The sequence below is a fragment of the Pseudomonas sp. P5_109 genome (genome assembly GCF_034009455.1).
Taxonomy (GTDB): domain Bacteria; phylum Pseudomonadota; class Gammaproteobacteria; order Pseudomonadales; family Pseudomonadaceae; genus Aquipseudomonas.
On sequence record NZ_CP125380.1, the window covers coordinates 6169658 to 6195645 of the forward strand.

The window sequence follows — 25988 nt, forward strand, 5'->3', positions numbered from 1 at the left end:
CAGGCACTGAAAATCTACTGCCTGACCACCACATCCTGCTCCAGTGTCAATTCCTGATTCCCCGCATCCAGCCTGACCAGCGCCCCCATCGGCAACGTCAGGTTCGGATCGCAGTGCCCACTGCGCCACCCGGACAGCACCGGAATCTTCAATGGCGCGAAGGTCTGCTTGAGCAATCTCTCCAGCGCAGCTACCTCCACCCCCGCCACATCCCCGACCAGCACACCCCGCAGCTTGTGCAACGTGCCTGCCAATCGCAGTTGAGTCAGCAACCGGTCAATGCGATACAGCGGCTCGTTGATGTCCTCGATCAACAGAATGACGCCCTCGGCGTCAATTTCGTAAGGCGTGCCCATGGTTGCGGCAATCATGGCCAGATTGCCCCCCAGCAAGCGTCCATGGGCCACGCCCGGCTCGATTGTGGTCAACGGGTAGGCCACTGGATGCGCCAGCACTGTGCCTGCCCTCACCTGCCCTCTCAGCATGTTGAAGAAGGAGGACTCCGTAGGTATTTGCTTGTCACCCAGGAGGTCGGCATTGAGCAGCGGACCATGAAATGTCACGAAGCCGGCATAGCGACTGATCGCCAAATGCACGGCAGTGATGTCGCTGTAGCCGATGAATGGCTTGGCGTTGTCGCGCAGCAGTTGGAAATCGATGCGATCAAGCAGCCGCGGCGTGCCGTAACCACCGCGCAGACAGATGATGGCATCGACTTCACGATCCGCGAACGCTGCGTGCAGGTCATTGAGCCGCACGTCATCGCTGCCGGCCAGGTAGCCATCTTTCTCGTAGACACCGGGAAACACTTTCAGTGAATAACCCCGGGCACGCATCCATTGCACCGCCTTGTCGGTGTCCAGCGACGCGGGACCGGCGGGCGCGATAACGCCGATCTTGCCTTCCGACGGCAGTGCCGGGACGGGAGCATGAGGGCAAAGGGTGTGGGTCGGTCGAGCGGTCATCCGTGAATCTCCCAGCGTGAACACGTCAGCACACAGTAGTCAGGAACAGGGACAAACTGAAGAGGGTCAGTCGCCCCGAAGGTTGCGGGAAAAAGCGGCCAGTGCCGTAGGCCAGGCAAAAAAACGCCCGCAAGGCTGGATACCATGCGGGCGTTTTTCATTTCTTTGTGCAGATCAGGACGACATCAGCTCGGCCTTGACCAGCTTGGCCTGCTCGTCGGCGTGGTACGAGGAGCGTACCAGTGGACCGGAAGCGACGTTCTTGAAGCCCATCTTGTAACCTTCCTCGGCGAACCAGGCGAAGGTGTCCGGGTGCACGAAGCGCTGCACCGGCAAGTGGCTGCGAGACGGTTGCAGGTACTGGCCGAGGGTCAGCATGTCGATGTCGTGCTCGCGCATGCGCTTCATGACTTCGATGACTTCTTCGTCGGTCTCGCCCAGACCCAGCATCAGGCCGGACTTGGTCGGAATGTGCGGCATCATCTGCTTGAAGCGTTGCAGCAGGGTCAGTGACCACTGGTAGTCCGAACCCGGGCGCGCAGCCTTGTACAGGCGCGGCACGGTTTCCAGGTTGTGGTTGAACACATCTGGCGGCTCGGCGGCAGTGATTTGCAGCGCAATGTCCATGCGGCCACGGTAGTCCGGGACCAGGGTTTCGAGCTGTACGTTCGGTGACAGCTTGCGGATTTCGCGGATGCAGTCGGCGAAGTGCTGGGCACCACCGTCACGCAGGTCATCGCGGTCCACCGAGGTGATCACCACGTATTTAAGTTTCAAGTCGGCGATGGCAATGGCCAGGCTTTCCGGTTCGTTGACGTCCAGTGGCTTCGGACGGCCGTGGCCGACGTCGCAGAACGGGCAACGACGGGTGCAGATGTCACCCATGATCATGAAGGTCGCGGTGCCACCGGAGAAGCATTCGCCCAGGTTCGGGCAGGACGCTTCTTCACACACGCTGTGCAGCTTGTGTTTGCGCAGCAGGGCCTTGATGCGGTCGACTTCCGGCGAAACCGGGATGCGTACGCGAATCCAGTCTGGTTTCTTCGGCAGTTCGGTGGTCGGAATGATCTTCACCGGGATGCGTGCAACCTTCTCGGCGCCGCGCAGCTTGACGCCGGCTTCAACCTTGGGACGCGGGGCCGGGCGCTCGGTGACATCAAGCGTCGGGATCATGGTTTGCACTGCATCAGTAGTCATATCAGTCGATTCCGCCCGTCAGGGTCGTCTGCTCAGCATAGTCGAGGTGTTTGACGAGCTGCGCGCGCAGCCGGGCACTTACCTCGGCAAATTCAATCGATCCTGCGTGATCGCTCAGCTGGGTCATCGCCAGCCCGGCGTAACCGCAGGGATTAATCCGTCGAAACGGTTCCAGGTTCATGTCCACGTTCAAGGCCAGGCCATGAAAGGAACAACCATGGCGGATCCGTAGACCCAGGGAGGCGATTTTCGCCCCGTCGACATAGACACCCGGTGCATCGGGCTTGGCTGCGGCGATCACGCCGTAACTGGCCAACAGCTCGATCAGGCACTGCTCCATCCGGGTGACCAGATCGCGCACGCCAAAACCGAGCTTGCGCACGTCCAGCAGCAGGTAGGCCACCAGTTGGCCTGGGCCGTGGTAAGTCACCTGACCACCGCGATCGACCTGCACCACCGGAATATCGCCCGGCAACAACAAGTGTTCGGCCTTGCCAGCCTGCCCCTGGGTGAAGACCGGCGGGTGTTCGACCAGCCAGATCTCGTCGGGAGCATCGCTGCCGCGTTCGTTGGTGAAGCGTTGCATGGCATGCCAGACCGGCTCATAAGCCATCTGGCCGAGCTCGCGAAAGCCCAGCGTGCCGGACATCACAGCACCATGTGCACGAAACCGGTAGCCCGCAGTTCGCTGTTGATGTTGTACAGCTGATCCTGGTCGGTCGCGACGATGTGCAACTGAATGGTGGTGTATTTGCCGTTGCTGCTCTGGCGCTCGTCAACACGCTCATCGTTGATCTTGGCGTGCTTGCGGACGATGTCGATGATCCTGTCCTTGTTGCCCACACCGGTGTCGCTGATCACCTTAACCGGGTAATCATTGGCAGGGAACTCGATCTTTGGCGCCTTTACTTCGGTATCGGTCATGGCGTAACGGCCTCGTAAGCGTAAGCCGTGGCGACGGCAAAGCCCCACGCCGGATCAGCACGGGGCCTTGCAGGAGCACACTATCAGTTGAACAAGCCGTAGAAGAATAGACGGATGCTATCCCACATGCGACGGAAGATACCACCCTCTTCGACGCCGTCCAGAGCGATCAGGTCGGCGCTGTGCACCACCTTGTCGTCCAGTTTGACTTCGACCTTGCCGATCACGTCGCCCTTGGCGATTGGCGCAACCAGTTGCGGGTTCATGGTCATGCTGGCAGCGAGCTTTTTCAGCTGGCCTTTCGGCAGGGTCATGGTCAGGTCTTCAGCCAGGCCGGCCTTGACCTGGTTGGTGGCGCCTTTCCAGACAGGAGCCTGAGCCAGCTCGGCGCCTTTCTGATAGAAGGTCTGGGTTTCGAAGAAGCGGAAACCGTAGGTCAGCAGCTTCTGGGTCTCGGCGGCGCGAGCCACTTCGCTGTTGGTACCGAATACCACGGCGATCAGGCGCATGCCATCACGTACAGCCGAGGACACCATGCAGTAGCCCGCTTCGTCGGTGTGACCGGTTTTCAGACCGTCGACGGTCTTGTCGCGCCACAGCAGCAGGTTGCGGTTAGGTTGCTTGATGCCGTTCCAGAAGAACTCTTTCTGCGAGTAGATCGCGTAGTGAGCCGGGTCTTCGTGGATGATCGCGCGAGCCAGCACGGCCATGTCGTGAGCCGACGAATAGTGCTCGGGGTTCGGCAGACCGGTCGGGTTCATGAAGTGGCTATTGGTCATGCCCAGGTCGCCGACGGTTTTGTTCATCATGTCGGCGAATGCGTCTTCGCTGCCGGCGATGTGCTCGGAGAGCGCAACACTGGCGTCGTTGCCCGACTGGATGATGATGCCGTGCAGCAGGTCGCTGACAGTCACCTGCGAGCCGACCTTGATGAACATCCGCGAACCGCCGGTACGCCAGGCGTTCTCGCTGACGGTCACCGGATCGTTTTCGCCGATCTGGCCACGACGGATTTCCAGGGTCGCGATGTACGCGGTCATCAGCTTGGTCAGGCTGGCCGGTGGCAGACGCTGGTCACCATTGTTTTCGACCAGCACGTTGCCGCTGCTGGCGTCCATGAGCACGTAGGCCTTGGCGGCCAGTTGCGGTGGCGACGGCATCATCTCGACCGCGAAGGCGGCAGGTGAGAGAAGCAGCGGGACTAGCAGGAACAGGCGTTTGGCAAAGGTGGTGATGTTCATCCGTCTCTCGAAATCGCTAATGGAAACTGCCCGAAGGCAAAACTAATCAAATGACTTTCTAACGAGTCATCGCGTGTTCAGCTGTTCACTCAGTCACCCTTGCCGGGCTTTTGTTCTTCAACGAGTCAACAACCTGGTTCGCCCCCCAATACCGCAGACGAACCGTCAATCAAGCTCTACGTATTACTTCGTGGCTTACTCGGTCACAACACTCGGCGAACCGAGATTGGCCAGGCGCACGCTGTTCTGCACCTGCTGGATCTCACCCGGCGATCCGATCGGGCCCAGGCGAACCCGATGCAGGGTCTGCTGATTGCGCACGATCGAGCTGATGAACACCGGAGCGCTCACCATCCCGCTGAGCTTCGATCTCAGGAGTTCTGCAGCGTCCGGGTTGGCGAACGCGCCCACCTGCAGATACTGGCCAGAGGCTGGTACAGAAGCGTTTTTTTTTGCATCGAGCTGCACTGGCACTACCGCGGCAGCGTGTTGCTGCGGCGGCGGAGTCCATTGCTCGACGGTGCCGGCCGAAGCCGTGATCACCGGGGCGCTATTCTGCGCGACTTGCGGCTCGTTGAGCATCAAAGGCGCCGGACGGCCTTTAGCCGCCCAATATGCCTGGGGATCGATGCCTTCGACCTTGACCCGCGCGGTGCCGATTTCGGCATAACCGAGTTTCTTGGCGGCGGCGTAGGACAAGTCGATAATCCGGTCCGAATAGAACGGCCCGCGGTCGTTGACTCGCAGGATCACGCTCTTGTTGTTGTCCAGGTTGGTCACCCGGACGTAACTCGGCAGCGGTAATGTCTTGTGTGCGGCACTCATGCCGTACAGGTCATACACCTCGCCGTTGGCCGTGTTCTGGCCGTGGAACTTGGTGCCGTACCAGGACGCCGTGCCCGACTGCACGTAGGTCTTGGATTCTTGCAGCGGGAAATAGGTCTTGCCCAATACCGAGTACGGACTGGCCTTGTACGGGCCGGTGTGCAGGGTCGGCGTGGCGTCCGGGATGCGCGAAACATCGACATCCCACCAAGGTGCGCCATCCTTGTGGGCACGGTTGATGTCCAGCCCCGGCGTCGAGCGTACGGCGGTAGTGGTCTTCTGGGCCGGCGCGCGGCTGGTCGAACAACTGGTGACCAGCATTGCCAGCGCGGCGAATGCCATCAGCTTCAGGGGTTTATTGATAGGCAATGCCCGCATTACTTGACGCCCCGTGCTTGGACCAGTTGTTCAGACAGTTGATGTACGGCCATTGCGTACATCACGCTGCGGTTATAACGCGTGATCGCGTAAAAATTCTTCAGGCCCATCCAGTACTCGGGGCCATTGTCGCCTTCCAGGCGGAAAGCAGTAACCGGCATATCATCGCGCAGCGCATCATGACTTGACCACCCCAGGGCTCGCAACTCCCCGACGGTTTTCGTCGGTTCGATTCCTGTGGTCAGACCCTCGTCGACCTGATCGCCACGGACATCGGCGCGGCTGACCACCGGTTCGCCGGCGACCCAGCCATGACGCTTGAAGTAACTGGCAACACTGCCAATGGCGTCGTCCGGGTTGGTCCAGATGTTGATATGGCCATCACCGTCGAAATCCACCGCATAGGCGCGGAAACTGCTCGGCATGAATTGCGGCAAGCCCATTGCGCCGGCGTAGGAGCCTTTGAGCGTCAACGGATCGACCTGTTCTTCGCGGGCCAGCAGCAGGAACTCACGCAATTCCTTGCGGAAAAACTCGGCTCGGGGAGGATAGTCGAAACCCAGGGTCGACAAGGCATCGATCACCCGGAAATTTCCGGTATTGCGGCCGAAAAAGGTTTCAACGCCGATGATCGAGACAATCACCTGGGCCGGCACACCGTATTCCTGCTCGGCGCGGGCCAACACCGCTTCGTGCTGACGCCAGAAATCCACACCCCGGGCTATGCGCGCATCGGTGATGAACATCGGGCGATATTCGCTCCACTGCTTGACCCGTTCGGCGGGTTTCGAGATGGCGTCCAGAATCGACTGCTTGCGCTCGGCTTCGCGGAACACGCCCATCAACTGTTCACCGGCGAAACCGTAGTCGCGGGTCATTTCACCAACGAATTCGGCCACCTGGGGCGAGCCCTCGTAGTCGCCGGCCAACGCTTCCTGCACGGTGCCAAGGATGCTTACCAGGCCGACCCATGGCGCAAATCGAGTCGCCCAGCCACGCATTACTTGCATTGAAAATTTCACCTTATTCAAACCTGCGCGATCCACTTGCGATGGGTATGGATCGACATCAAAACCCCAAACGCTGACAGCAGCGTCACCAGCGAAGTTCCTCCGTAGCTAATGAACGGCAACGGCACCCCCACCACCGGCAACAGGCCACTGACCATACCGATGTTGACGAAAACATAAACAAAAAACGTCATGGTCAAGCTGCCCGCGAGCAACTTGCCGAACAATGTCTGCGCCTGGGCGGTAATCACCAGGCCACGGCCGATCAACAGCAGGTAGATCAGCAACAGCGCGCAGATCCCCACCAGGCCGAACTCTTCACCCAATACGGCAATGATGAAGTCGGTATGACTTTCCGGCAGGAAGTCCAGGTGCGACTGGGTGCCCAGCAACCAACCCTTGCCGAACACACCACCTGAGCCGATGGCAGCCTTGGACTGGATGATGTTCCAGCCTGTACCGAGCGGATCACTTTCCGGGTCAAGGAACGTCAGGATTCGCTGCTTCTGGTAGTCGTGCATGATGAAGAACCACATGGCAATCGCCACGGGCACGGCGGCGGCCAGCACGCTGAGGATCCAGCGCCAGCGCAGCCCCCCCATGAACAGCACGAAAGCGCCGCCGGCCAGGATCAGCAGCGAAGTGCCGAGGTCCGGTTGCCGCACAATCAGAATGAATGGCACGCCGATCAGCATCAAGCTGATGCCCACATGCTTGAGTTGCGGCGGCAATGTGCGCTTGGACAGATACCAGGCGATGGTTGCCGGCATCAGGATTTTCATGAACTCCGAGGGCTGGAAGCGCACGACACCGGGGATATTGATCCAGCGCGTGGCACCCATGGCGTTGTGGCCCATGACATCCACCACCACCAGCAACAGCACACCGATCACATACCCGACCGGCACCCAACGCGCCATGAAGCGTGGCTCGAACTGAGCGATGACGATCATCGAAACCAGACCGATGCCGAACGAAGTGGCCTGCTTGGCCAGCAGGTCCCAGCTCTTGCCACTGGCCGAATACAGCACGAACAGGCTGCCGGCGGCCAGGGTCAACAGCAAAATCAGCAGCACGCCATCGATGTGCATGCGTTGCAGCAGCGTCGCGCGACGACGCATCACATCCTCACTGGAGAGCATGCGATCAAAATTATTCATCACGGGCCGTGGCCTCCGCGCTAGTAGGGCTGGCGTATTCGGCTTTCAGGTGGCCGTTCTGGTCGAGCAACCAGGCGTCCATGATTTGACGCACCACTGGCGCGGCGACGCCGGAGCCGGACTCACCGTTCTCGACCATCACCGACACCACGATCTGCGGATCGTCAGCCGGGGCGAAGCCCACGAACAAGGCGTGGTCGCGATGGCGCTCCTGAACCTTGGAGCGGTCGTACTTCTCGCCCTGCTTGATCGCGACCACCTGGGCCGTACCACTCTTGCCGGCGATGCGGTACTGCGCACCGATCGCAGCCTTGCGTGCCGTACCGCGGGCGCCGTGCATCACCTGCTGCATGCCGTGGTTGACCTTGGTCCAGTCAGATGGATCACGCAGGATGATGTCCGGCATCGGGTTCTGATCCACCGGCTTCTCGCCTTCGATGGTCTTGGCCAGGTGCGGACGATTCCAGATGCCTTTGTTGGCCACCAGCGCCGTGGCCTGGGCCAGCTGCAGGGGGGTCGACTGCATGTAGCCCTGACCGATCCCGAGAATCAGCGTTTCGCCCGGGAACCATGCCTGGCGGCGGGTCGCTCGCTTCCATTCGCGAGTCGGCATCAGACCCGGCGACTCCTCGAACATGTCCAGGGAAACCTTCTGACCGATACCGAACTTGGACAGGTACGACGACAACCGATCGATCCCCAGCTTGTGGGCAAGGTCATAGAAGTAGGTGTCGTTGGAACGCATGATCGCCGTGTCGAGGTCGACAAAACCATCGCCGGTGCGGTTCCAGTTGCGGTATTTGTGATCGTAGTTGGGCAACATGTAGTAGCCCGGGTCGAACACCCGGGTCGAGGCCGTCACCACGCCCGAATCGAGGCCGGCAATCGCCACGGCAGGCTTGATGGTCGAGCCCGGCGGGTACAGACCGCGCAGCACGCGGTTGAACAGCGGCCGGTCGATGGAGTCGCGCAGCTCGGAATAGGCCTTGGAGCTGATGCCGGTGACGAACAGGTTCGGATCGAAGCTCGGCTGACTGACCATCGCCAGCACCTCGCCGGTTTTCGGGTTCAGGGCCACCACCGCGCCACGACGACCGCCGAGCGCGGCTTCGGCGGCTTCCTGCAATTTGATGTCGAGGCTCAGGACAATGTCTTTGCCGGAAACCGGTTCGGTGCGTTTGAGCACCCGCAATACACGGCCCCGAGCGTTGGTCTCGACCTCCTCGTAACCCACCTGGCCATGCAGCTCCGGCTCATAGAAACGCTCGATGCCGGTTTTGCCGATCTGATGGGTGCCGCTATAACTGACCGGGTCCAGAGACTTCAGCTCTTTCTCGTTGATCCGCCCCATGTAGCCCACCGAGTGCGCAAAATGCGCGCCCTGGGGATAGTGACGAACCAGTTGCGCGACCACTTCCACGCCCGGCAGGCGGAACTGGTTCACGGCGATGCGGGCGATCTGCTCTTCAGTCAGCTCGAACAGGATCGGCACCGGCTCGAACGGCCGACGCCCCTGACGCATGCGTTTTTCGAAGATCACCCGGTCCTCGGGCGTCAGCTCCAGGACTTCGACGATCACATCGAGCACTTGCTGCCAATCGCCAGAGCGTTCGCGGGTCATGCTCAGACTGAAGCTGGGCCGGTTATCGGCAATCACCACGCCGTTGCGGTCGAAAATCAGGCCACGGGTCGGTGGAATCGGCTGCACATGGACACGGTTGTTTTCCGACAGGGTCGAGTGATACTCGTACTGGATTACCTGCAGGAAATACAGGCGCGCGATCAGCACGCCAATCAGCGCCACCACTGCAATAGCCCCGAACACGACGCGGCCACGCACCAGACGGGCGTCTTTTTCGTGGTCCTTGATGCGGATCGGTTGGGACATGAGGGCAGAGCTACTTGTGGTATGGGTGACCGGACAACACGGTCCAGGCACGGTACAACTGTTCGCCGATCAGAATCCGCACCAGCGGGTGCGGCAAGGTCAGCGGCGACAACGACCAGCGCTGGTCAGCCCGGGCACAGACTTCCGGCGCCAGCCCTTCGGGGCCGCCGACCATGAAGTTGACCGTACGCGAGTCCAGCCGCCAGCGATCGAGCTCGACCGCCAGTTGCTCGGTGCTCCAGGGCTTGCCATGGACTTCGAGAGTGACAATCCGCTCATTCGGCCCGACCTTTGCCAGCATGGCTTCGCCTTCCTGACGGATGAAGCGGGCCACGTCGGCGTTCTTGCCACGGGTATTGAGCGGTATTTCCACCAGTTCCAGCGCCAGCTCGGACGGAAGACGCTTGGCATATTCATGCCAGCCTTCTTCCACCCATTTGGGCATGCGTGAACCGACGGCGATCAGTCGCAGTCGCACAGCGGTCCCTTATTCCTGGTCTTTGTTGAGCTTGTTGAAGTGCTCGTGACCAACTTCAGGGCTGTGGTGCTTGCCATCGGCCGCACGGCTCTGCTCGGCACCTTTCCACAGGCGCTCCAGGTCGTAGAACTGACGGGCGTTGGAGGTCATCATGTGGACGATCACGTCGTCCATGTCCAGCAGCACCCAGTCGCTATCGCCCTTGCCTTCTTCACCCAGTGGCTTGATGCCCAGGGCTTTGACCGCTTCGCGGACCTTGTCCAGCATCGCGCCGATCTGGCGGTTGGAGGTACCGGTGGCGATGATCATGTAGTCAGTGATGCTCTGCTTGTCGCGAACATCGATCACCAGCACGTCCTGGGCCTTGACGTCTTCCAGGGCGGCTACGGCGATCTTGACCAGCTCGTCGCCTTTAGGCGGCTCGGCAGCGAGGACTTTCTCAGGCAGCGGAGCGCTCTTGAACGTGCCTTTGCGTTTTACTTTGGTTTCGTTGTTGCTCGTCATATAAAACTCGTTTTGCTCGTATGTTCGGGGCTTCGATACACGTTGTTGCCACGTGCCTTGAAGCACTCCTATTCAGTTCGACGCACGGTAGAGACCGTGCGCATCGATGTAGGCCAGGACCGCGTCGGGCACCAGGAAACGTACCGACTTACCGCTGGCCAGCAGTTGACGGATCTGGGTGGCGGATACCGCGAGCGGTGTCTGCCAGACGAATGCAATCTGTCCGCTCGGCCCTTTGAGGGCCAGCGGGTCGCTCACCGAGCGCGCTGCCAGCAGGTTGCGCAAGGCATCCGGCGGTTCGCTGTCGGCATCCGGGCGTTGCAACACCAGGATATGGCAATGCTGGAGCAACTCTTCCCAGCGGTGCCAAGTGGGCAGGCCGCAAAAAGCGTCCCAGCCCAAAAGCAGAAAAACCTGGTCGGATACGGCCAGTTCGGCGCGCATCAGTTCCAGGGTATCAATGGTGTAGGACGGTTTGTCCCGCTGCAATTCGCGGGCGTCCACCACCAACGGCGCCACACCGGCCACCGCGCACTCGACCATCGCCAGACGGTCTTTTGCCGACACCTGCGGCTTGTCCCGATGAGGCGGCCTGGCACTGGGTGTCAGTCGCAGCTCATCGAGCGCCAATGTTTCAGCGACCTCCAGCGCACCGCGCAAATGGCCGATGTGCACCGGGTCGAACGTTCCGCCCAGCACGCCAATCCGGCGAGGGGCTGGCTCGCTGACGGTGACCGGGGCTGACGGGTTGAAGTCGCCCAAGTCAGGCCGGCTCCTGTCCGCGCAACTGCCCGTCACCGACCACGATGTACTTCTCGCAGGTCAGTCCTTCGAGACCCACCGGGCCGCGGGCGTGCAGCTTATCAGTAGAAATGCCGATCTCGGCACCCAATCCGTATTCGAAGCCATCGGCGAAGCATGTCGGGGTATTGATCATCACCGACGAGGAGTCGACTTCAGCCACGAAACGCCGGGTGTCGCCCTGGTGTTCGCTGACAATCGAATCGGTGTGATGGGAACCGTAGTGATTGATGTGCTCGATGGCTTGCTCCAGCCCGTCGACCACGCGGATCGACAGGATTGGCGCCAGGTATTCGGTGCTCCAGTCTTCTTCAGTGGCGACCACGGCATCGATGATTGCCCGGGTACGCTCGCAACCGCGCAGTTCGACGCCTTTTTCGCGGAACTGTGCCGCCATCGCTGGCAGGAAATCTTTGGCAACGGTGTGATCCACCAGCAGCGTTTCCATGGCACCGCAGATGCCATAACGGTAAGTCTTGGCGTTGAAGGCAATGCGCTGGGCCTTGGCCAGCTCGGCGTGTTCACTCACGTAAACGTGGCAAATGCCGTCCAGGTGCTTGATCACCGGTACCCGGGCATCACGACTGACGCGTTCGATCAGGCCACGGCCGCCGCGCGGCACGATGACATCGACATATTCAGGCATGGTGATCAGCGCGCCGACGGCCGCGCGATCGGTGGTTTCAACCACTTGCACCACGGCGGCCGGCAGATCGGCCTCGGCCAGGCCGCGCTGGATGCAGGCGGCGATGGCACGATTGGAGTGAATAGCCTCGGAACCGCCACGCAGGATGGTCGCGTTACCGGACTTCAGGCACAGGCTCGCGGCATCAATGGTCACGTTCGGCCGCGACTCGTAGATGATTCCGATCACGCCCAGCGGCACGCGCATCTTGCCGACCTGAATACCCGACGGACGGAAACTCATGTCACGGATCGCGCCGACCGGGTCCGGCAAGGCCGCCACCTGACGCAGACCGACGATCATGCCGTCGATACGCGCCGGAGTCAGTGCCAGGCGCTCAAGCAGGGCAGGCTCAAGACCATTGGCGCGACCTGCGGCCAAGTCCAGCTCATTGGCCGCCGTCAGCTCGGCGCGGGCAGCGTCAAGCGCATTGGCGGCGGCCTGCAGGGCGCGGTTTTTCTGCGCGGTGCTGGCACGGCCGATGACGCGGGAAGCTTCGCGGGCAGCGCGACCCAGGCGGGTCATGTAGTCAAGAACGGACTCAGTCATGGTCTGGAGTGGTCTTTGCTAAGGTCTTGGTAAAGAGTAAAGCGGCAGATTATAGCTGTCGCGTCCCGGGACTAACAGCGGTGACGGGCGGATGGTCGAAATGGAGGGGTATTTGCTGATGTTCAGCCGGGATTAAGCTGCAAATTGTTATCATCACGGCTTATTCAGCCCTGATAAACGCCGATCATCATGTCCAATCTGACTGTTCGAGCGTCCGCTACGAGCCTGCCCACGGGCCTCCCGGACGGTTTTTTCGACCGTGACGCGCAAATTCTGGCCCGGGATTTACTCGGCAAAGTCATCCGCCATCGAGTTGGCGACCTGTGGCTGAGTGCGCGGATCATCGAGACCGAAGCCTATTACTGCGCGGAAAAAGGCAGCCACGCGTCCCTCGGCTACACAGAAAAACGTAAGGCTTTGTTTCTGGATGGCGGCCACATCTATATGTATTACGCCCGCGGTGGCGACTCCCTTAATTTCAGCGCCCAAGGGCCCGGTAACGCCGTACTGATCAAGTCTGCGTACCCGTGGATCGATGAATTGAGCGGGCCGGCCAGCCTGGCACAGATGCTTTTGAACAATCCCGATGCCCAGGGCCACCCTCGCCCGTCACAAAAACTCTGCGCCGGGCAAACCCTGCTGTGCAAGGCGCTGGGCCTGAAAGTGCCGGTGTGGGACGCCAAACGCTTCGATCATGAAGCTCTGTTGGTGGAGCACGTCGGCCAGACACCCGCGCACATCATCCAGACTACCCGCCTGGGCATCCCCCACGGGCGCGATGAACATCTGATGTACCGCTTCGTCGACGGCGCCTACGCTGCTTACTGCACGCGCAATCCGCTGCGTCGCGGGCAAGTCGAAGGTCGCGATTATTTTGTGCTGTCCTGAAATTGACTCAGACTTGAGCAAACAGCATTTCCCTGTGGGAGCGGGCTTGCCCGCGAAGGCGGAGTATCAGTCGACGTCGATATCGACTGAAAGAGCCTGTTCGCGGGCAAGCCCGCTCCCACAGGGGGCAGTGGCGCATTCAAAGTTGCATTAATCCCTGGAAGCAATTGAACATTTGATGGAGTGGTTTATATGGGCCAATGGCTCGATAGCGTGACCGGTTGGTTGACGGTCAATCCGCAATGGCTCGCGGCGGCAATATTTCTGGTGGCCTTTGTGGAATGCCTCGCGATTGCCGGGCTGATCGTCCCCGGCACGGTTTTGCTGTTTACCGTTGCGGTATTGGCCGGCAGCGGTGCGTTGCCGCTTAGTGAAACCTTGCTGCTGGGTTTCCTCGCTGGCGTATTGGGCGACGTGGTTTCGTATTTCCTTGGACGGCACTTTCATCAGAATATCCGGCGCTTGCCCGGTTTGCGTCATCACCCGGAATGGATTGCCGGGGCCGAGGCCTACTTCCAGCGCTATGGCATCGCCAGCCTGCTGGTCGGGCGTTTTATCGGGCCATTGCGGCCGATGCTGCCGATGGTCGCTGGCATGTGCGACATGCCCTTCCCACGCTTCATTGCCGTCAGCCTGCTGGCCGGTGCAGGATGGTCGGTGGCCTACCTGTTGCCCGGCTGGGCTACCGGCGCGGCGATTCGCTTGCCGCTACCCGAAGGTTTCTGGCTCCAGGCAGGAATCGTTGCCGGCGGCATTGCCGTGATGGTCGGGCTGAGTGCCACCAGTAGCCTGCGCCAGCATCGCCGGGCCACATCGATAATCGCCGGCATGAGTTTTCTCCTCCTGGCAGGGCTGTTCATCGGCTATCCGTACCTGAGTGCCCTTGATCAAGGCTTGATGACTCTGGTGCAGGAACATCGCAGCCCGATGCTCGATGAGGTGGCGGTAGTCTTCACGCTGATCGGCGAATTCCACAACATGCTGTTGTTCAGCACGCTACTGACCGGCTTGCTGTTGCTGATGCGTCAATGGCGCCCGGCGATTTTCGCCGGGAGCACCCTGCTCTTCACCGCATTGGCGAACACCGCGACCAAACAGTTCTTTGCCCGCGTGCGCCCCGAAGTGCTGAGCGATCCGCTGACCAGCTACAGCATGCCCAGCGGCCATGCGTCGGGCTCTTTTGCGCTGTTCCTGACTCTCGCCGTACTGGCGGGCCGCGGACAGCCGCCGCGGATGCGCCTGACCTGGCTATTGGTGGGCTGCCTGCCAGCGATGGCTATTGCGCTGTCGCGGGTATACCTCGGCGCGCATTGGCCGACCGATGTCATGGCCGGCGCGATGCTGGCGGCATGCGTCTGTGCAGCCAGCCTGTGGCTGATCCAACACAAGGAACCGCTCAACGCCTTGCCACCCAAGGTCTGGTGGCTGGTGTTGCCGGCGTTGCTGGCATTGTTCGGTTTCTTCGTACTGCGGCATTTACCGCATACGATGTTGCGGTATGCCTATTAAAAGAGTTTTGCGCCAAACTCAAATCGCCAAAAAATAATCCCGATCGAACCGACCGGGATTATTTTTACTAGCAGCACTTTATCTTCAATATAGAAAACATACTACGAACACAGGACAACCAGTGATTATTTTAAATCCGGGAGATTGTCACGAGTTTCGGCACTGCGCTCTTCAAGATATTTATCCAGACGCCCGTAATATTGCTGAAATACGGTAGCGAGCTCACTGTCCACCTTATCCCGAACTTCAACATACTTAACAGCTGGATTGCGCACAAGCAACTCATCGGCGATTTGACGCCAAACTACGGTCTGAATAAAAAAATATTCTTCCCTTTGCGAGGTGTGAATCACATCAATAAAATCAACATTCATCATTAAAACTCTCCTTGTTATGTCGACCCAGAAATCTTGGCCGCAAGGAAAACTTAAATAAAATAGCGCGCCATTACAAGCGTTCTAATTTTTGAAATTAGAACAAAATAATTAAGCAAGCAACTCACCCTGCAACTCATCCAGCAACGCCTGAATCGCATCCAGTCGCTTCTTGTTCATGTCGACAAAAGACAGCATGTACATCACCTGATTGGGTAGTGACTGTTCGCCGTATGGACGACCGTGAATAACCGCCACGGATGCACCTGACCTGCTGGCAAGCTGTTTGCCGGCTATGACGCTAACCTTTTCGCGGGTGTACCTCGGCGCGCCTTGACAACTCATATCAAGCCTTAGTTGCCGAACGGGAATTTTGGTAAATCCGAGTCTTCAACACCACGATACTTCACAACGGCCGTATCGGCTTGTTTTGCAACCTGGCCAGCGACGACGACATAATCTTCAAACTTCCAACGAACCTCCGCAGAAAACTTGATCATCGCCTCTCCCGCATAATCATCCCAGAGCCGTTGCTCAAAATTGTCGCGACCGCCATTCAAACCCGAGCGTCGCACCAGGATCAATGCATTCGCCGCATTGACCGCCGAGTCCGCCGCGAACTCTACTTCGACCTGCGGGGCGTTTGCGAAAACATACCGAACCATGATCCGGGAAAAGCAAAAGTCCCACAACGTACGTTCATTGCCGCTTAAATATCTCATAATTCAATCCCTTATATATGCAATACCTGCCTCATGCAGGCGCAGCAAATATAAGCACCTAAACTCTACCAATCAACACATACAACCCACCTAACTTATTAAAAATCAATGCAAAGCCCCACCCAGCAAGCTGAACACTACAAAAACAAACAACTCCATAAAACTGAAAACCAACTAAACAACAACACTCAACCGAGTAATCGGCGGCTGGCCATTACTAATCAAGCAAACAACTCGCCCTGCAACTCATCCAGCAACGCCTGAATCGCATCCAGTCGTTGCTGCGGATCATCGAGTTGCAAAAGATCGACCTTGTCCAGTTCGGCAAAAGGCAGCAGGTACGCCAACTGATTTGCCAGCGACTGCTGACCGGTCGCTTCAGTACCCATGTTCAAGGCTTCGACCATCGGGTGCTCCGCCAGGGCCTTGAGCAATGCGACCAGGTCGGCGTCCTCATCCTGCAGTGGCTGTTCCGGTTCGTCTTCCAGCCACTCGACCTCGGCGACGGTCAACTGATCGCGCTGAACTTCCGTTCGTAATACATGGAAACGCCGCCCACCCTGAACCCGAATCCCCAGCAGGCCGTTGTCCTGCTGTTTGAAATCGGTAATCAGCGCTTCACAGCCCACCAGCGCGTAGCCGGCCGGGGCGATCCCGACTTCTTCGCCGTCGAGGATGCACACCACGCCGAAACCGCCGCCCTGTTTCATGCAGCGGCCGATCATGTCCAGATAGCGCGCTTCGAAGATCTGCAAATCGAGGATGCAACCTGGGAACAGCACTGTGTTCAACGGAAAAAGCGGCAGACTCATAGACATTTCCTTACACCACCATCGATACCGCCAGCGGCAGGAAAACCGCCGTGGCCACACCCATCAGGCTCATCGCCAGCGCCGCGAAGGCGCCGCACTCGTCACTTTCCTGCAACGCCACCGACGTGCCAACCGCATGGGCCGTCATGCCCAGTGCCATGCCCCGGGCTTCCGGACTATGCACGCCGAGGCGGGTCAACAGGGCCGGACCGAAAATCGCCCCGATCACGCCAGTAATCAGAACGAACACCGCCGCCAGTGCCGCGACCCCGCCGATCTGCTCGGCCACCAGCATGGCGATCGGCGAAGTTACCGACTTCGGTGCCATGGTCATCAGAATCATGTGCTCGGCACCGAATGACCAGCCCAGCAACACGCCCATCCCCGTGGCCACGACCCCACCTATCACCAGCGTAGTAAATATCGGCCAGAACAACTGCCGAATCCGTCGCAGGTTGAGATAGAGCGGCACCGCCAGGGCGACCGTGGCCGGACCGAGCAGGATACTCAGGATCTCGGTGCTCTTGCGGTACTCGGCGTAGGTCAGGCCGCAGCCCACCAGCACGCCGATCACCAGCATCATGGAGACCAGCACCGGCTGCAAAAAGATCCAGCGGGTTTTCTCGAACGCCGCAAGGACGAGTTGATAGGCGCCGAGGGTAATGCCTATGCCGAACAACGGATGATGAATCACCGACGCCCAGGCGCCGTGCCAGTCGAAGATCATTGGTTATCCTCGGAGTGAGCGTGACGCTTGACCATGCGCTGCATCAGCACCCCGGCGAAGGCCATCGAAAGCAACAGCGACAATACCAGCGCACCGACAATCGCCCAGAAATCCGCCGCGATGTCAGCGGCATAGACCATCACGCCCACGGCTGGCGGCACCAGCAACAGTGGCAGGTAGCGCAATAGGCTGCTGGCCGCCAGGTTCAGCGGCTCGCCAACCTGCCCGCGGCAGATGAGGTACACCAGCAGCAGTAGCAACCCCACAATCGGCCCCGGCAGCACCGGCAAGAACAAATGATTGATTGCAGTGCCGAGCAATTGGAACAGCACCAGCCAAGTCAGGCCCCGTAACAACATAAAAGATCTCCTGCAAAATCCGTCACCCGCATTGGCCGGGCATTATAAGCATGCTCACGCTATAGACCGGCATTCGCCAAAAGCATGGTCAGTTGACCTGGGCGTTTGGCCATGTTGATCTAAAGTGGTAAGCCGGGAGGTTGAATCCCCGCAAGCCAAAACTATAAAACCGATGAACCCAAGGAGAGTCTCAATGCCCTATGTTCCAGTTGCAGAGCTCAAAGATTATGTCGGCAAGGAACTTGGACGTTCCGAATGGCTCACCATCGATCAGGACCGCATCAACCTGTTCGCCGAAGCCACAGGGGATTTTCAGTTCATCCACGTCGATCCGGTCAAGGCCGCGCAAACGCCATTTGGCAGTACCATCGCTCACGGTTTTCTTTCGTTATCGCTGATTCCGAAACTGATGGAAGACATCCTCGTCATGCCTGAAGGCTTGAAGATGGTGGTCAACTACGGCCTCGACAGCGTGCGCTTCATCCAGCCGGTCAAGGTCAATTCGCGGGTGCGACTGAAGGTCGACCTGACCGAAGTCATCGAGAAGAAACCCGGCCAATGGCTGCTCAAGGCCACCACCACCCTGGAAATCGAAGGTTCGGACAAACCGGCGTACATCGCCGAACCCCTGTCCCTGTGCTTCGTGTAAACCGTCCCGGATGCGAAGCAGCTCCTGCTGTTTCGCGACCTCTCGCGGTACCTCGCCCTATATAAGGACACATAGCTGCGGCATACTCCCTCGCCTAATTGCCCGGAATCCGCTATGCGCCCACTTGCACTCCTTGCCTTGACCCTGATGCTCACCGCTTGCGGCGACGGCGAATCGCCTTTGCCCCCCGACGCCCGCTTGCCGGACGGCGGACGCTATCGCGGTGATCTGGTCAATGGCTTGCTGCAAGGCAAGGGGCGCATCGACTACCCGAACGGCAGCTGGTACGCCGGCGAGTTCGACAAAGGCCAGTGGCAGGGCCAGGGCGAGTGGCATGGCAGCAATGGCGAAGTCTATCGCGGGCAGTTCAATCAGGGACTGTTCGAAGGCCAGGGGGCGCTGACCACCAACGCCAGCAGCTACAGCGGTGGCTTCAAGGCTGGCCGGCGCAACGGCGAAGGAACACTCAAAGAAAACGGCATGAGCTATCGCGGCGAGTTCAAGGCTGATCAATACGCCGGCCTGGGCCGCCTCGAACTCGAAGACGGCAGCTCCTATCAGGGCCAGTTCGCTCACGGCAAACCCAATGGCGAAGGCCAGCGCGGCGACGGCAACGGCAATCAGTTCACCGGGCACTTCGTCGACGGCCAGCTGGAGGGCAACGGCACGTTCAACAGCGCCGAAGGCGACATCTATGTCGGCAGCTTCAAGAACAACCAACTGCACGGCAAAGGCCGCTACGAAAACGCGGACGGCGATGTCTGGCTGGGCCAGTTCAAGGAAGGTTCGCTGAACGGCAAGGGCGAGCTGATCGGCACCGACGGCAGCCACTACATCGGCCAGTTCAACGACTGGCGCTTTTCCGGCCAGGGCCGACTGAACCTCGCCGACGGCAGCTTCTACACCGGCCAGTTCGACAACGACAGTTACCAGGGGCGCGGCACGTTGGTGTTGACCGACGGCACCGTGCTCAGCGGCACCTGGATCAACGGCCAGCGCGTGCGCGACGCCGAGGGCAAATTGTTGCCAGACACATTGGAGCTCGGCCTGTTGGCACAGGGGCGCCTGCTCGATGCAGCACTGAGCAACATTCCGCCCTCGACCCCGGCGGTGGAGCTGTATTCGTTGACCCTGGGCGGTGATGGCAAGCAAAGTGTTTTTCTGCGCGAGTCGGACTACGTCGCCAATATGCTCTCCACCCGTTTCGGCGCCTTTGGCCAAATCCGCCTGGTGAACCATCGTGACCACCTCGCCGACCGCCCAATGGCTACCCGGGAAAACCTGCGACGTGCCGCCCTGACGCTGGCCGAACGCAGCGGTCCGGAAGACCTGATCTTCATCTACCTGACCAGTCATGGCACCAGTGAACATGAGCTGGTGCTGGACCAGCCGCGCATGGAACTGGCTGATCTGCCAGCCGACGAGTTGGCCGCTGTCCTTGCCCCGCTGAAAAACCGCGACAAGGTCATCGTGATTTCGTCTTGCTACTCCGGCGGCTTCATCCCCGCCCTCAAGGACGAGCGAACCCTGATCATGACGGCCTCGCGGGCCGACCGGGTGTCCTTCGGCTGCTCGGAGGAAGCCAACTTCACCTACTTCGGCGACGCCCTGTTCGTCCAGGCCCTGAACCAGACCGATGATCTGGAGCAGGCCTTCAAACTGGCCAAGGCCACTGTCGCCGAGCGTGAGCTGGCGGATGGTTTCGAAGCGTCCGAGCCTCAGATCTGGGCACCGAAAACCGTCCTCTCGCATTGGCAACTACTGCGTAAACAACAGGCACGAAAAGCACTGCAAAGTGCATCTATGCAAAGCAAGGATGCAAACAGCAACTAAGCTGAACAGTATCAAGGGAGAAACACTATGTACTTGACGCCTCAGCATGTGCTGCTCGCCGGAGCCACCGGTTTGACGGGTGAACATCTGCTTGATCGCCTACTTAACGAGCCAACGATTACCCGGGTATTGGCCCCTTCACGCCGTCCACTGGCCGAGCATCCGCACTTGGAAAACCCGGTCGGTGACCCGAAGGCGTTCCTGCCACAACTGAACGGGCGGGTCGATATCGCCTATTGCTGCCTTGGCACCACGATCAAGCAGGCAGGCTCCGAACAGGCGTTTCGCGCGGTGGACCTGGACATGGTGGTGGCATTCGCCAAACGTGCCCGGGAAATGGGCGCACGGCACTTGATCGTGATCAGTGCCTTGGGAGCCGATCGTAGATCGTCGATTTTCTACAACCGGGTCAAAGGCGAGATGGAGCACGCCTTGCGCGCGCAGGACTGGCCGCAGCTGACCATCTGCCGGCCTTCGCTGTTGCTGGGCGAACGCACCGAACCGCGACTGGGCGAGAAAGTCGCCGGGCCGTTGTCTCGGCTGATCCCTGGCAAATACCATGGTATCGAGGCCTGCCAACTGGCTCGCGCGATGTGGCGCCTGGCGCTGGAAGAGCAGGACGGGGTCAGGATTGTCGAGTCGGATGAGTTGCGCAAACTCGGCAAGTAATCCGCGGACCTGTGGCGAGGGGGCTTGCCCCCGTTGGGCTGCGAAGCGGCCCCAAAACCAGTCAACTCGATTTATCTGTTGCTCCGCGTGCACAGAATTTACGACTGCTTCGCAGCCGAACGGGGGCAAGCCCCCTCGCCACAACGCTCTCTTACAACCCACCCGTAGCCTGAAAACTCACCCCTATCACCGTCAACAACGACAACGGTAACAACAGCGTGTCGAGCAACGCACTCGCCGGCAGATCGATGCCCGGATAGCCCGGCGCTTCGGCGCCGAATCGGTCCATCGCACAGCACCCACCGTTCATCGCGTACAAATCCAGGCGAGTCCCCGAGTACACCACCGGAGCGCCCGGTTTGGCCGCATCGAGGGTGCGCGCCGTGGCGCATCCGCCCAATTGCAGCGCCAGCAGCACCACCAGCAGCTTATTCATCGCTGGTCAGATGATGCTCGCCCCAACGCGGCAGCATGTCCTGAGGAATATTCAGCAGGTTGAGAATCCGCGCGACGACAAAGTCGATCAGGTCGTCGATGGTTTGCGGCTGATGATAAAAGCCCGGTGATGCCGGCAGGATGGTCACGCCCATGTTCGACAACTTGAGCATGTGCTCCAGGTGAATGCTCGAATACGGCGCCTCGCGGGGCACCAGAATCAGCTGGCGACGCTCTTTGAGCGTCACGTCGGCGGCACGCTCGATCAGGTTGTTGCAGGCACCGGTAGCGATGGCCGACAAGGTGCCAGTGGAGCACGGCACCACCACCATCGCCGCTGGCGCGCCGGAGCCCGAGGCCACCGGCGACATCCAGTCTTCCCTGCCGTACACCCGAATCTGCCCGGCGGCAGCGCCCGTGTATTCGGTGAGAAAGGCCTGCATCATCTGCGGTTTGGACGGCAGCGTAACGTCCGTTTCGGTCGCCATTACCAACTGCGCGGCCCTGGAGATCAGGAAGTGCACTTCACGATCTTCCCGCACCAGGCAGTCGAGCAGGCGCAAACCGTACTGGGCGCCTGAAGCGCCGGTCATCGCCAGGGTAATGCGCTCCGGGCCGTTGTTCATTTGAGCGCCTCGGCCAGTTTGCCGTGCAGGCCGCCGAAGCCGCCATTGCTCATGATCACCACGTGAGTACCGGGCTGGGCCTGGCTCTTCACGCGCTCGATGATGCCCTCAAGGGAATCGCTGACAATCGACGGCACAGTGCACAGCGCCGCAGTACCCGCCAGGTCCCAGCCGAGGTTGGCGGGTGCGTACCAGATCACCTGATCGGCATCGACCACGCTTTCCGGCAATCCATCGCGGTGCGCGCCGAGCTTCATGGAGTTGGAGCGCGGCTCGATGATTGCGATCAACGGTGCATCGCCAATGCGTTTGCGCAGGCCATCCAGCGTGGTGGCAATGGCGGTCGGGTGGTGAGCGAAGTCGTCATAAATGGTGATGCCACGGACTTCCGCGACTTTTTCCATCCGGCGCTTCACGCTTTTGAAAGCACTCAACGCGGCGATGCCCATGGATGGCACCACACCGACATGGCGTGCGGCTGCCAGGGTAGCCAGGGCGTTGGCGACGTTGTGCTGGCCAGTCATGTCCCACTCGACCACGCCCTGGGCGATGCCCTCGAACATCACTTCGAACTTGGAGCCATCTTCGCTGAGCAGCTTGACCTGCCACTGACCGCCGGCACCGGTGGTTTGCACCGGAGTCCAGCAACCCATTTCGATGACGCGCTGCAAGGCCGGCTCAGTGGTTGGATGAATCACCAGGCCTTCGCTCGGGATAGTCCGCACCAGATGGTGGAACTGCCGCTCGATGGCCGGCAGGTCCGGGAAGATGTCCGCGTGATCGAATTCGAGATTGTTCAGAATTGCCGTGCGCGGGCGATAATGTACGAACTTGGAGCGCTTGTCGAAGAACGCACTGTCGTACTCGTCGGCTTCGATGACGAAGAACGGCGTATCGCCCAGGCGCGCCGACACCGAGAAATTTTGCGGCACGCCGCCGATCAGGAAGCCCGGGGCCATGCCCGCGTGTTCCAGGACCCAAGCCAGCATGCTGCTGGTGGTGGTCTTGCCGTGCGTACCTGCAACCGCCAGTACCCAGCGACCTTGCAGCACGTGATCCGCCAGCCATTGCGGGCCGGAGACGTACGGCAAGCCTTTGTTCAGCACGTATTCCACCGCCGGGTTGCCCCGGGACATGGCGTTGCCGATCACCACCAGATCAGGGGCCGGATCGAGTTGCGCCGGGTCATAGCCTTGTGTCAGCTCGATGCCCTGGGCTTGCAGTTGAGTGCTCATCGGCGGATAGACGTTGGCATCGGAGCCCGTCACGTGATGGCCCAGTTCTTTGGCCAGAACCGCCATTGACCCCATGAAAGTGCCGCAGATACCAAGAATATGAATGTGCATAGTCGACCTCGTAAAACTTGGTCGCAGGTTAGCTTAGGGAGGGGAAAATCGCACCTTGTGTTTCAATGGCGCTCAGCGCAAAACCTGTAGGAGCCGGCTTGCCGGCGAAGACAATCTCCAGACCGCCATCGCCGGCAAGCCGGATCCTTACAGGTCGACGTAGCAATTACCGGGCGATACCGTATTTACGCAGCTTCCGATAGAGGGTATTTCGACTGACCCCCAACTGCTCCGCCGTATGCGTCATATGCCACCGCGTCTGCTCCAGCGCATTGAGCAACGCCAGCCGCTCGGCATCCTCCAGCGGATGCTCCGATGGCTCTTCGATAGGCGGCACCACTGCCGGCCTGACCGAACGAATCAGCGCCGGCAAATCCTCCAGGCCAATCCGCCCGTCCTCACACAGTGCTGCCAGCGTACGCAGCACATTTCGCAGTTGGCGCACGTTGCCCGGCCAGGCGAACCCCAATAAGGCCTCCCGCGCCGGTCCGTCGATCAGCACGGTTTCTGCGCCCGCCTCTTCGGCCAATAGAAAATCGAGCAACTGCGATTTATCACTGCGATCGCGCAAAGCCGGCAGCGCGACTTCCAGCCCGTTGAGGCGGTAATACAAATCTTCACGGAAGCTGCCGTCCTGCACGCGATCCAGCAAATTACGGTGAGTGGCGCTGATGATCCGCACATTCACCGATTCCGGCTCGCCACCAATCGGCACCACTTGCCGGTCTTCCAGCACCCTCAGCAAGCGCGTCTGCAAGGCCAGTGGCATGTCACCGATTTCATCGAGGAACAACGTCCCGCCGTCGGCCTGTTGCAACTTGCCACGCATGCCTTCCTTGCGTGCGCCGGTGAAGCTGCCACCGCGATAACCGAACAACTCGCTTTCGATCAGGCTTTCGGGAATGGCCGCGCAATTGAGGGCGACGAAGGCTTTTTCCGCCCGCTGGCTGGCGTGGTGCACCGCTTTGGCAAAGGCCTCCTTGCCGGACCCGGTTTCGCCGTTGATCAGCAACGGCACATCGCGCTCGTAGACACGCAAGGCCTTGCGAAAGTCCGCCTGCAACGTCACATCATCCAGGCAAATGCCCGACAGGCGCGGTGCTGGAGCAACCTTGGGAGCAGGCACCATCGGAATCGATAGTGGTCGCCGCGCCTCACCGCGCAACACCGCGAACAGCTTGCGGCCATCACGGGTGCGCAACGGCCAACTGGCCGCGGCATTGATGCTCGCCCGCCCCAGCAACTCATCGAGCGAGCAATCGAAAAACGCTTCCACCGGCTTACCCAGCAAGCCGCCGCGAATATGGCCCAGCAGGTTCAGCGCACTCTGATTGACCGCACAAATGCGCCCTTCTCCGTCGAACGCCAGCAACCCTTCGCTGAACAATCCAACGGACTCGGCCTGCAAGTGAAAACGCAGCAGCCATTGGTTGTCGAAGCAGCGCAGGAAGTAGCAACTCTCGATCATCTTCGCCGACAGATTGACCAGCGCCATGGTGTGGAACTGACTTTGCCGCGACACATCGCGCCGCGCCGACGACACGTCGAGCACCGCCAGCAATTCGCCATGGGGGTCGAAGACCGGGCTCGCCGAGCACGTCAGGCCGGTATGACGGCCACGGAAGTGTTCGTCCTGATGGATGGTCAGCGACTGACGCTCGACCAGGCAGGTGCCGATGCCGTTGGTGCCTTCGCAGGCCTCGCTCCAGTCGGCACCGAGCCAGAGCCCGGCGCGTTCGAAGATCTGCCGCTCGGCGGGCGCGGTGACGCAGTTGAGGATCACGCCGCGAGCGTCGGTCAGCAATACCGCATGGCCGGCGCCGGAGAGTTGCTGGTGCAGGCTGGTCATTTCATTGCCGGCGATGTGCAGCACTTGCTGCAAGCGTTCGCGGCTTTCGAGGACGCGGCCATGTTCCAGCACCGTCGGCGCGATGCTCAGGGCCGGGTCGAGATGATAGTCCTCAAGGCAGCGCAGCCAGGAGCGCGCGATGGACGGATCGCTGCCAGGGCCGTGCAGGTGGGCCTTGCCCTGAGTGACAGTCAGGACCTGCTGGGCATGGCGACTCAAATGGTTGTCGTGCATTTCTTATTATTCTCCCCGAGAGCAATGCCTCCCCCTTTTAAGGAATGGCACACACCTTGTGGCGAGGGAGCTTGCTACCGCTCGAGTGCGAAGCGCTCGCCAGAATCTTGGCCGGCAGACTTTTTGGGGCCGTTGCGCAGCCCAGTGGGAGCAAGCTCCCTCGCCACAAAGCAGCGTCCCGTCGCCGAGCATCCTCCAGCCTGGCCTGCATTGCAATGCCTGCAAGACTACCCAGTCACAGGCTGTGCCAGTAGCGGTACAAAGTGTCACGCCAGTTGTACCGAAAACGTCACAGGCGCACCCCATCCGTCCGACAAAAAATGCGCAAGGCCTTGATTTGCCTGAGCTGCA

27 protein-coding genes and 1 pseudogene are annotated in these 25988 nt (G+C 60.1%); 5 read left to right on the top strand and 23 right to left on the bottom strand.

Annotated elements, in window-relative coordinates; genetic code table 11:
* Positions 1-14 precede the first annotated feature (14 nt).
* The 13 genes from QMK54_RS27425 to QMK54_RS27485 form a co-directional block, all read right to left on the bottom strand.
* Entirely contained in the window at positions 15-965 is a 951-nt protein-coding gene (locus QMK54_RS27425; RefSeq protein WP_223594687.1) for a S66 peptidase family protein, read from the bottom strand.
* A gap of 174 nt (positions 966-1139) precedes the next feature.
* The gene (lipA, locus tag QMK54_RS27430; protein WP_160385797.1) at positions 1140-2138 is read right to left on the bottom strand and encodes a lipoyl synthase; all 999 of its coding nucleotides are present in this window, start codon (positions 2136-2138) and stop codon (positions 1140-1142) included.
* Positions 2139-2163: 25 nt separating this feature from the next.
* The gene (lipB, locus tag QMK54_RS27435; RefSeq protein WP_110658305.1) at positions 2164-2811 is read right to left on the bottom strand and encodes a lipoyl(octanoyl) transferase LipB; all 648 of its coding nucleotides are present in this window, start codon (positions 2809-2811) and stop codon (positions 2164-2166) included.
* The gene (locus QMK54_RS27440) at positions 2811-3086 is read right to left on the bottom strand and encodes a DUF493 domain-containing protein (protein WP_223594691.1); all 276 of its coding nucleotides are present in this window, start codon (positions 3084-3086) and stop codon (positions 2811-2813) included. The genes lipB and QMK54_RS27440 overlap by 1 nt, the downstream gene beginning before the upstream one ends.
* Before the next feature lie 83 nt (positions 3087-3169).
* Complete coding sequence (locus tag QMK54_RS27445) at positions 3170-4327, bottom strand: D-alanyl-D-alanine carboxypeptidase family protein (RefSeq protein WP_103396545.1); 1158 nt, start codon at positions 4325-4327, stop codon at positions 3170-3172.
* A gap of 195 nt (positions 4328-4522) precedes the next feature.
* A complete protein-coding gene (locus QMK54_RS27450) occupies positions 4523-5530 on the bottom strand; it encodes a septal ring lytic transglycosylase RlpA family protein (protein ID WP_320401632.1) in 1008 nt (335 codons plus the stop codon).
* A complete protein-coding gene (mltB, locus tag QMK54_RS27455; protein ID WP_110658307.1) occupies positions 5530-6540 on the bottom strand; it encodes a lytic murein transglycosylase B in 1011 nt (336 codons plus the stop codon). The genes QMK54_RS27450 and mltB overlap by 1 nt, the downstream gene beginning before the upstream one ends.
* A gap of 17 nt (positions 6541-6557) precedes the next feature.
* Entirely contained in the window at positions 6558-7661 is a 1104-nt protein-coding gene (gene rodA, locus QMK54_RS27460) for a rod shape-determining protein RodA (RefSeq protein WP_046041681.1), read from the bottom strand.
* Positions 7662-7692: 31 nt separating this feature from the next.
* A complete protein-coding gene (gene mrdA / locus QMK54_RS27465; protein ID WP_103396548.1) occupies positions 7693-9588 on the bottom strand; it encodes a penicillin-binding protein 2 in 1896 nt (631 codons plus the stop codon).
* A gap of 10 nt (positions 9589-9598) precedes the next feature.
* Complete coding sequence (gene rlmH, locus QMK54_RS27470) at positions 9599-10066, bottom strand: 23S rRNA (pseudouridine(1915)-N(3))-methyltransferase RlmH (RefSeq protein ID WP_003185785.1); 468 nt, start codon at positions 10064-10066, stop codon at positions 9599-9601.
* A 9-nt stretch (positions 10067-10075) separates the two neighbouring features.
* The gene (gene rsfS / locus QMK54_RS27475; RefSeq protein WP_110658309.1) at positions 10076-10570 is read right to left on the bottom strand and encodes a ribosome silencing factor; all 495 of its coding nucleotides are present in this window, start codon (positions 10568-10570) and stop codon (positions 10076-10078) included.
* Between the two features lie 72 nt (positions 10571-10642).
* Positions 10643-11332, bottom strand: coding sequence for a nicotinate-nucleotide adenylyltransferase (gene nadD, locus QMK54_RS27480; RefSeq protein ID WP_223594693.1), 690 nt, complete (start codon positions 11330-11332; stop codon positions 10643-10645).
* 1 nt (position 11333) lies between these two features.
* Positions 11334-12605: a glutamate-5-semialdehyde dehydrogenase gene (locus tag QMK54_RS27485; RefSeq protein ID WP_320401633.1), complete on the bottom strand. Its 1272-nt coding sequence runs from the start codon at positions 12603-12605 to the stop codon at positions 11334-11336.
* 189 nt (positions 12606-12794) lie between these two features.
* On the opposite strand from QMK54_RS27485, the gene QMK54_RS27490 reads away from it, so the two are divergent.
* Together QMK54_RS27490 and QMK54_RS27495 are read left to right on the top strand one after the other, a co-directional pair.
* Complete coding sequence (locus tag QMK54_RS27490) at positions 12795-13493, top strand: DNA-3-methyladenine glycosylase (RefSeq protein WP_110658312.1); 699 nt, start codon at positions 12795-12797, stop codon at positions 13491-13493.
* 192 nt (positions 13494-13685) lie between these two features.
* A complete protein-coding gene (locus QMK54_RS27495; RefSeq protein ID WP_110658313.1) occupies positions 13686-15002 on the top strand; it encodes a bifunctional DedA family/phosphatase PAP2 family protein in 1317 nt (438 codons plus the stop codon).
* A 125-nt stretch (positions 15003-15127) separates the two neighbouring features.
* Here QMK54_RS27495 and QMK54_RS27500 read toward each other — a convergent pair whose 3' ends face one another.
* The 6 genes and pseudogenes from QMK54_RS27500 to QMK54_RS27525 form a co-directional block, all read right to left on the bottom strand.
* Positions 15128-15379: a hypothetical protein gene (locus QMK54_RS27500; protein WP_320401634.1), complete on the bottom strand. Its 252-nt coding sequence runs from the start codon at positions 15377-15379 to the stop codon at positions 15128-15130.
* Positions 15380-15487: 108 nt separating this feature from the next.
* Positions 15488-15607: pseudogene (locus tag QMK54_RS27505) on the bottom strand (ATP-dependent protease); the annotation flags it as partial.
* 122 nt (positions 15608-15729) lie between these two features.
* Positions 15730-16098, bottom strand: coding sequence for a hypothetical protein (locus QMK54_RS27510; RefSeq protein WP_110658315.1), 369 nt, complete (start codon positions 16096-16098; stop codon positions 15730-15732).
* Between the two features lie 221 nt (positions 16099-16319).
* Positions 16320-16910, bottom strand: a complete 591-nt coding sequence (locus QMK54_RS27515) for an LON peptidase substrate-binding domain-containing protein (RefSeq protein ID WP_223594697.1) — start codon at positions 16908-16910, stop codon at positions 16320-16322.
* 10 nt (positions 16911-16920) lie between these two features.
* Complete coding sequence (locus QMK54_RS27520; RefSeq protein ID WP_110658316.1) at positions 16921-17637, bottom strand: LrgB family protein; 717 nt, start codon at positions 17635-17637, stop codon at positions 16921-16923.
* Entirely contained in the window at positions 17634-17996 is a 363-nt protein-coding gene (locus QMK54_RS27525) for a CidA/LrgA family protein (protein ID WP_056728878.1), read from the bottom strand. Before QMK54_RS27525 ends, QMK54_RS27520 begins: the two co-directional genes overlap by 4 nt.
* Positions 17997-18189: 193 nt before the next feature.
* On the opposite strand from QMK54_RS27525, the gene QMK54_RS27530 reads away from it, so the two are divergent.
* The 3 genes from QMK54_RS27530 to QMK54_RS27540 all read left to right on the top strand — a co-directional run bounded on the left by QMK54_RS27530 (position 18190) and on the right by QMK54_RS27540 (position 21147).
* Positions 18190-18645, top strand: coding sequence for a MaoC family dehydratase (locus QMK54_RS27530; RefSeq protein WP_008001099.1), 456 nt, complete (start codon positions 18190-18192; stop codon positions 18643-18645).
* A gap of 114 nt (positions 18646-18759) precedes the next feature.
* Positions 18760-20478 (top strand): C13 family peptidase, encoded by a 1719-nt coding sequence (locus QMK54_RS27535; protein ID WP_320401635.1) that lies wholly within the window; start codon positions 18760-18762, stop codon positions 20476-20478.
* Positions 20479-20505: 27 nt separating this feature from the next.
* On the top strand, positions 20506-21147 hold the full coding sequence (locus QMK54_RS27540; RefSeq protein ID WP_110658318.1) for an oxidoreductase: 642 nt from the start codon (positions 20506-20508) through the stop codon (positions 21145-21147).
* Between the two features lie 151 nt (positions 21148-21298).
* On the opposite strand, the gene QMK54_RS27545 is transcribed toward QMK54_RS27540, so the two are convergent.
* The 4 genes from QMK54_RS27545 to QMK54_RS27560 form a co-directional block, all read right to left on the bottom strand.
* Entirely contained in the window at positions 21299-21583 is a 285-nt protein-coding gene (locus QMK54_RS27545; protein ID WP_320401636.1) for a YceK/YidQ family lipoprotein, read from the bottom strand.
* Positions 21576-22208: a flavin prenyltransferase UbiX gene (gene ubiX / locus QMK54_RS27550; protein ID WP_110662694.1), complete on the bottom strand. Its 633-nt coding sequence runs from the start codon at positions 22206-22208 to the stop codon at positions 21576-21578. The genes QMK54_RS27545 and ubiX overlap by 8 nt, the downstream gene beginning before the upstream one ends.
* On the bottom strand, positions 22205-23554 hold the full coding sequence (gene mpl, locus QMK54_RS27555; RefSeq protein ID WP_110662692.1) for a UDP-N-acetylmuramate:L-alanyl-gamma-D-glutamyl-meso-diaminopimelate ligase: 1350 nt from the start codon (positions 23552-23554) through the stop codon (positions 22205-22207). Before mpl ends, ubiX begins: the two co-directional genes overlap by 4 nt.
* Positions 23555-23720: 166 nt before the next feature.
* Positions 23721-25637 carry a sigma-54-dependent Fis family transcriptional regulator gene (locus QMK54_RS27560; protein ID WP_320401637.1) on the bottom strand — a complete coding sequence of 639 codons (1917 nt, stop codon included), beginning with the start codon at positions 25635-25637 and terminating at the stop codon, positions 23721-23723.
* Positions 25638-25988 lie beyond the last annotated feature (351 nt).

Bases quoted from the DNA above. Each gene is read 5' to 3' on its own strand.
- mpl (WP_110662692.1), bottom strand. From the start codon at position 23,554: ATGCACATTCATATTCTTGGTATCTGCGGCACTTTCATGGGGTCAATG.
- QMK54_RS27540 (WP_110658318.1), top strand. From the start codon at position 20,506: ATGTACTTGACGCCTCAGCATGTGCTGCTCGCCGGAGCCACCGGTTTG.
- QMK54_RS27490 (WP_110658312.1), top strand. From the start codon at position 12,795: ATGTCCAATCTGACTGTTCGAGCGTCCGCTACGAGCCTGCCCACGGGC.
- QMK54_RS27520 (WP_110658316.1), bottom strand. From the start codon at position 17,637: ATGATCTTCGACTGGCACGGCGCCTGGGCGTCGGTGATTCATCATCCG.
- QMK54_RS27445 (WP_103396545.1), bottom strand. From the start codon at position 4,327: ATGAACATCACCACCTTTGCCAAACGCCTGTTCCTGCTAGTCCCGCTG.
- rodA (WP_046041681.1), bottom strand. From the start codon at position 7,661: ATGCGTCGTCGCGCGACGCTGCTGCAACGCATGCACATCGATGGCGTG.
- QMK54_RS27510 (WP_110658315.1), bottom strand. From the start codon at position 16,098: ATGAGATATTTAAGCGGCAATGAACGTACGTTGTGGGACTTTTGCTTT.
- QMK54_RS27450 (WP_320401632.1), bottom strand. From the start codon at position 5,530: ATGCGGGCATTGCCTATCAATAAACCCCTGAAGCTGATGGCATTCGCC.
- QMK54_RS27495 (WP_110658313.1), top strand. From the start codon at position 13,686: ATGGGCCAATGGCTCGATAGCGTGACCGGTTGGTTGACGGTCAATCCG.
- QMK54_RS27525 (WP_056728878.1), bottom strand. From the start codon at position 17,996: ATGTTGTTACGGGGCCTGACTTGGCTGGTGCTGTTCCAATTGCTCGGC.
- QMK54_RS27515 (WP_223594697.1), bottom strand. From the start codon at position 16,910: ATGAGTCTGCCGCTTTTTCCGTTGAACACAGTGCTGTTCCCAGGTTGC.
- QMK54_RS27425 (WP_223594687.1), bottom strand. From the start codon at position 965: ATGACCGCTCGACCGACCCACACCCTTTGCCCTCATGCTCCCGTCCCG.
- rsfS (WP_110658309.1), bottom strand. From the start codon at position 10,570: ATGACGAGCAACAACGAAACCAAAGTAAAACGCAAAGGCACGTTCAAG.
- QMK54_RS27560 (WP_320401637.1), bottom strand. From the start codon at position 25,637: ATGCACGACAACCATTTGAGTCGCCATGCCCAGCAGGTCCTGACTGTC.
- QMK54_RS27440 (WP_223594691.1), bottom strand. From the start codon at position 3,086: ATGACCGATACCGAAGTAAAGGCGCCAAAGATCGAGTTCCCTGCCAAT.
- QMK54_RS27530 (WP_008001099.1), top strand. From the start codon at position 18,190: ATGCCCTATGTTCCAGTTGCAGAGCTCAAAGATTATGTCGGCAAGGAA.
- mltB (WP_110658307.1), bottom strand. From the start codon at position 6,540: ATGCAAGTAATGCGTGGCTGGGCGACTCGATTTGCGCCATGGGTCGGC.
- lipA (WP_160385797.1), bottom strand. From the start codon at position 2,138: ATGATCCCGACGCTTGATGTCACCGAGCGCCCGGCCCCGCGTCCCAAG.
- lipB (WP_110658305.1), bottom strand. From the start codon at position 2,811: ATGTCCGGCACGCTGGGCTTTCGCGAGCTCGGCCAGATGGCTTATGAG.
- ubiX (WP_110662694.1), bottom strand. From the start codon at position 22,208: ATGAACAACGGCCCGGAGCGCATTACCCTGGCGATGACCGGCGCTTCA.
- mrdA (WP_103396548.1), bottom strand. From the start codon at position 9,588: ATGTCCCAACCGATCCGCATCAAGGACCACGAAAAAGACGCCCGTCTG.
- QMK54_RS27500 (WP_320401634.1), bottom strand. From the start codon at position 15,379: ATGATGAATGTTGATTTTATTGATGTGATTCACACCTCGCAAAGGGAA.
- QMK54_RS27535 (WP_320401635.1), top strand. From the start codon at position 18,760: ATGCGCCCACTTGCACTCCTTGCCTTGACCCTGATGCTCACCGCTTGC.
- QMK54_RS27545 (WP_320401636.1), bottom strand. From the start codon at position 21,583: ATGAATAAGCTGCTGGTGGTGCTGCTGGCGCTGCAATTGGGCGGATGC.
- QMK54_RS27485 (WP_320401633.1), bottom strand. From the start codon at position 12,605: ATGACTGAGTCCGTTCTTGACTACATGACCCGCCTGGGTCGCGCTGCC.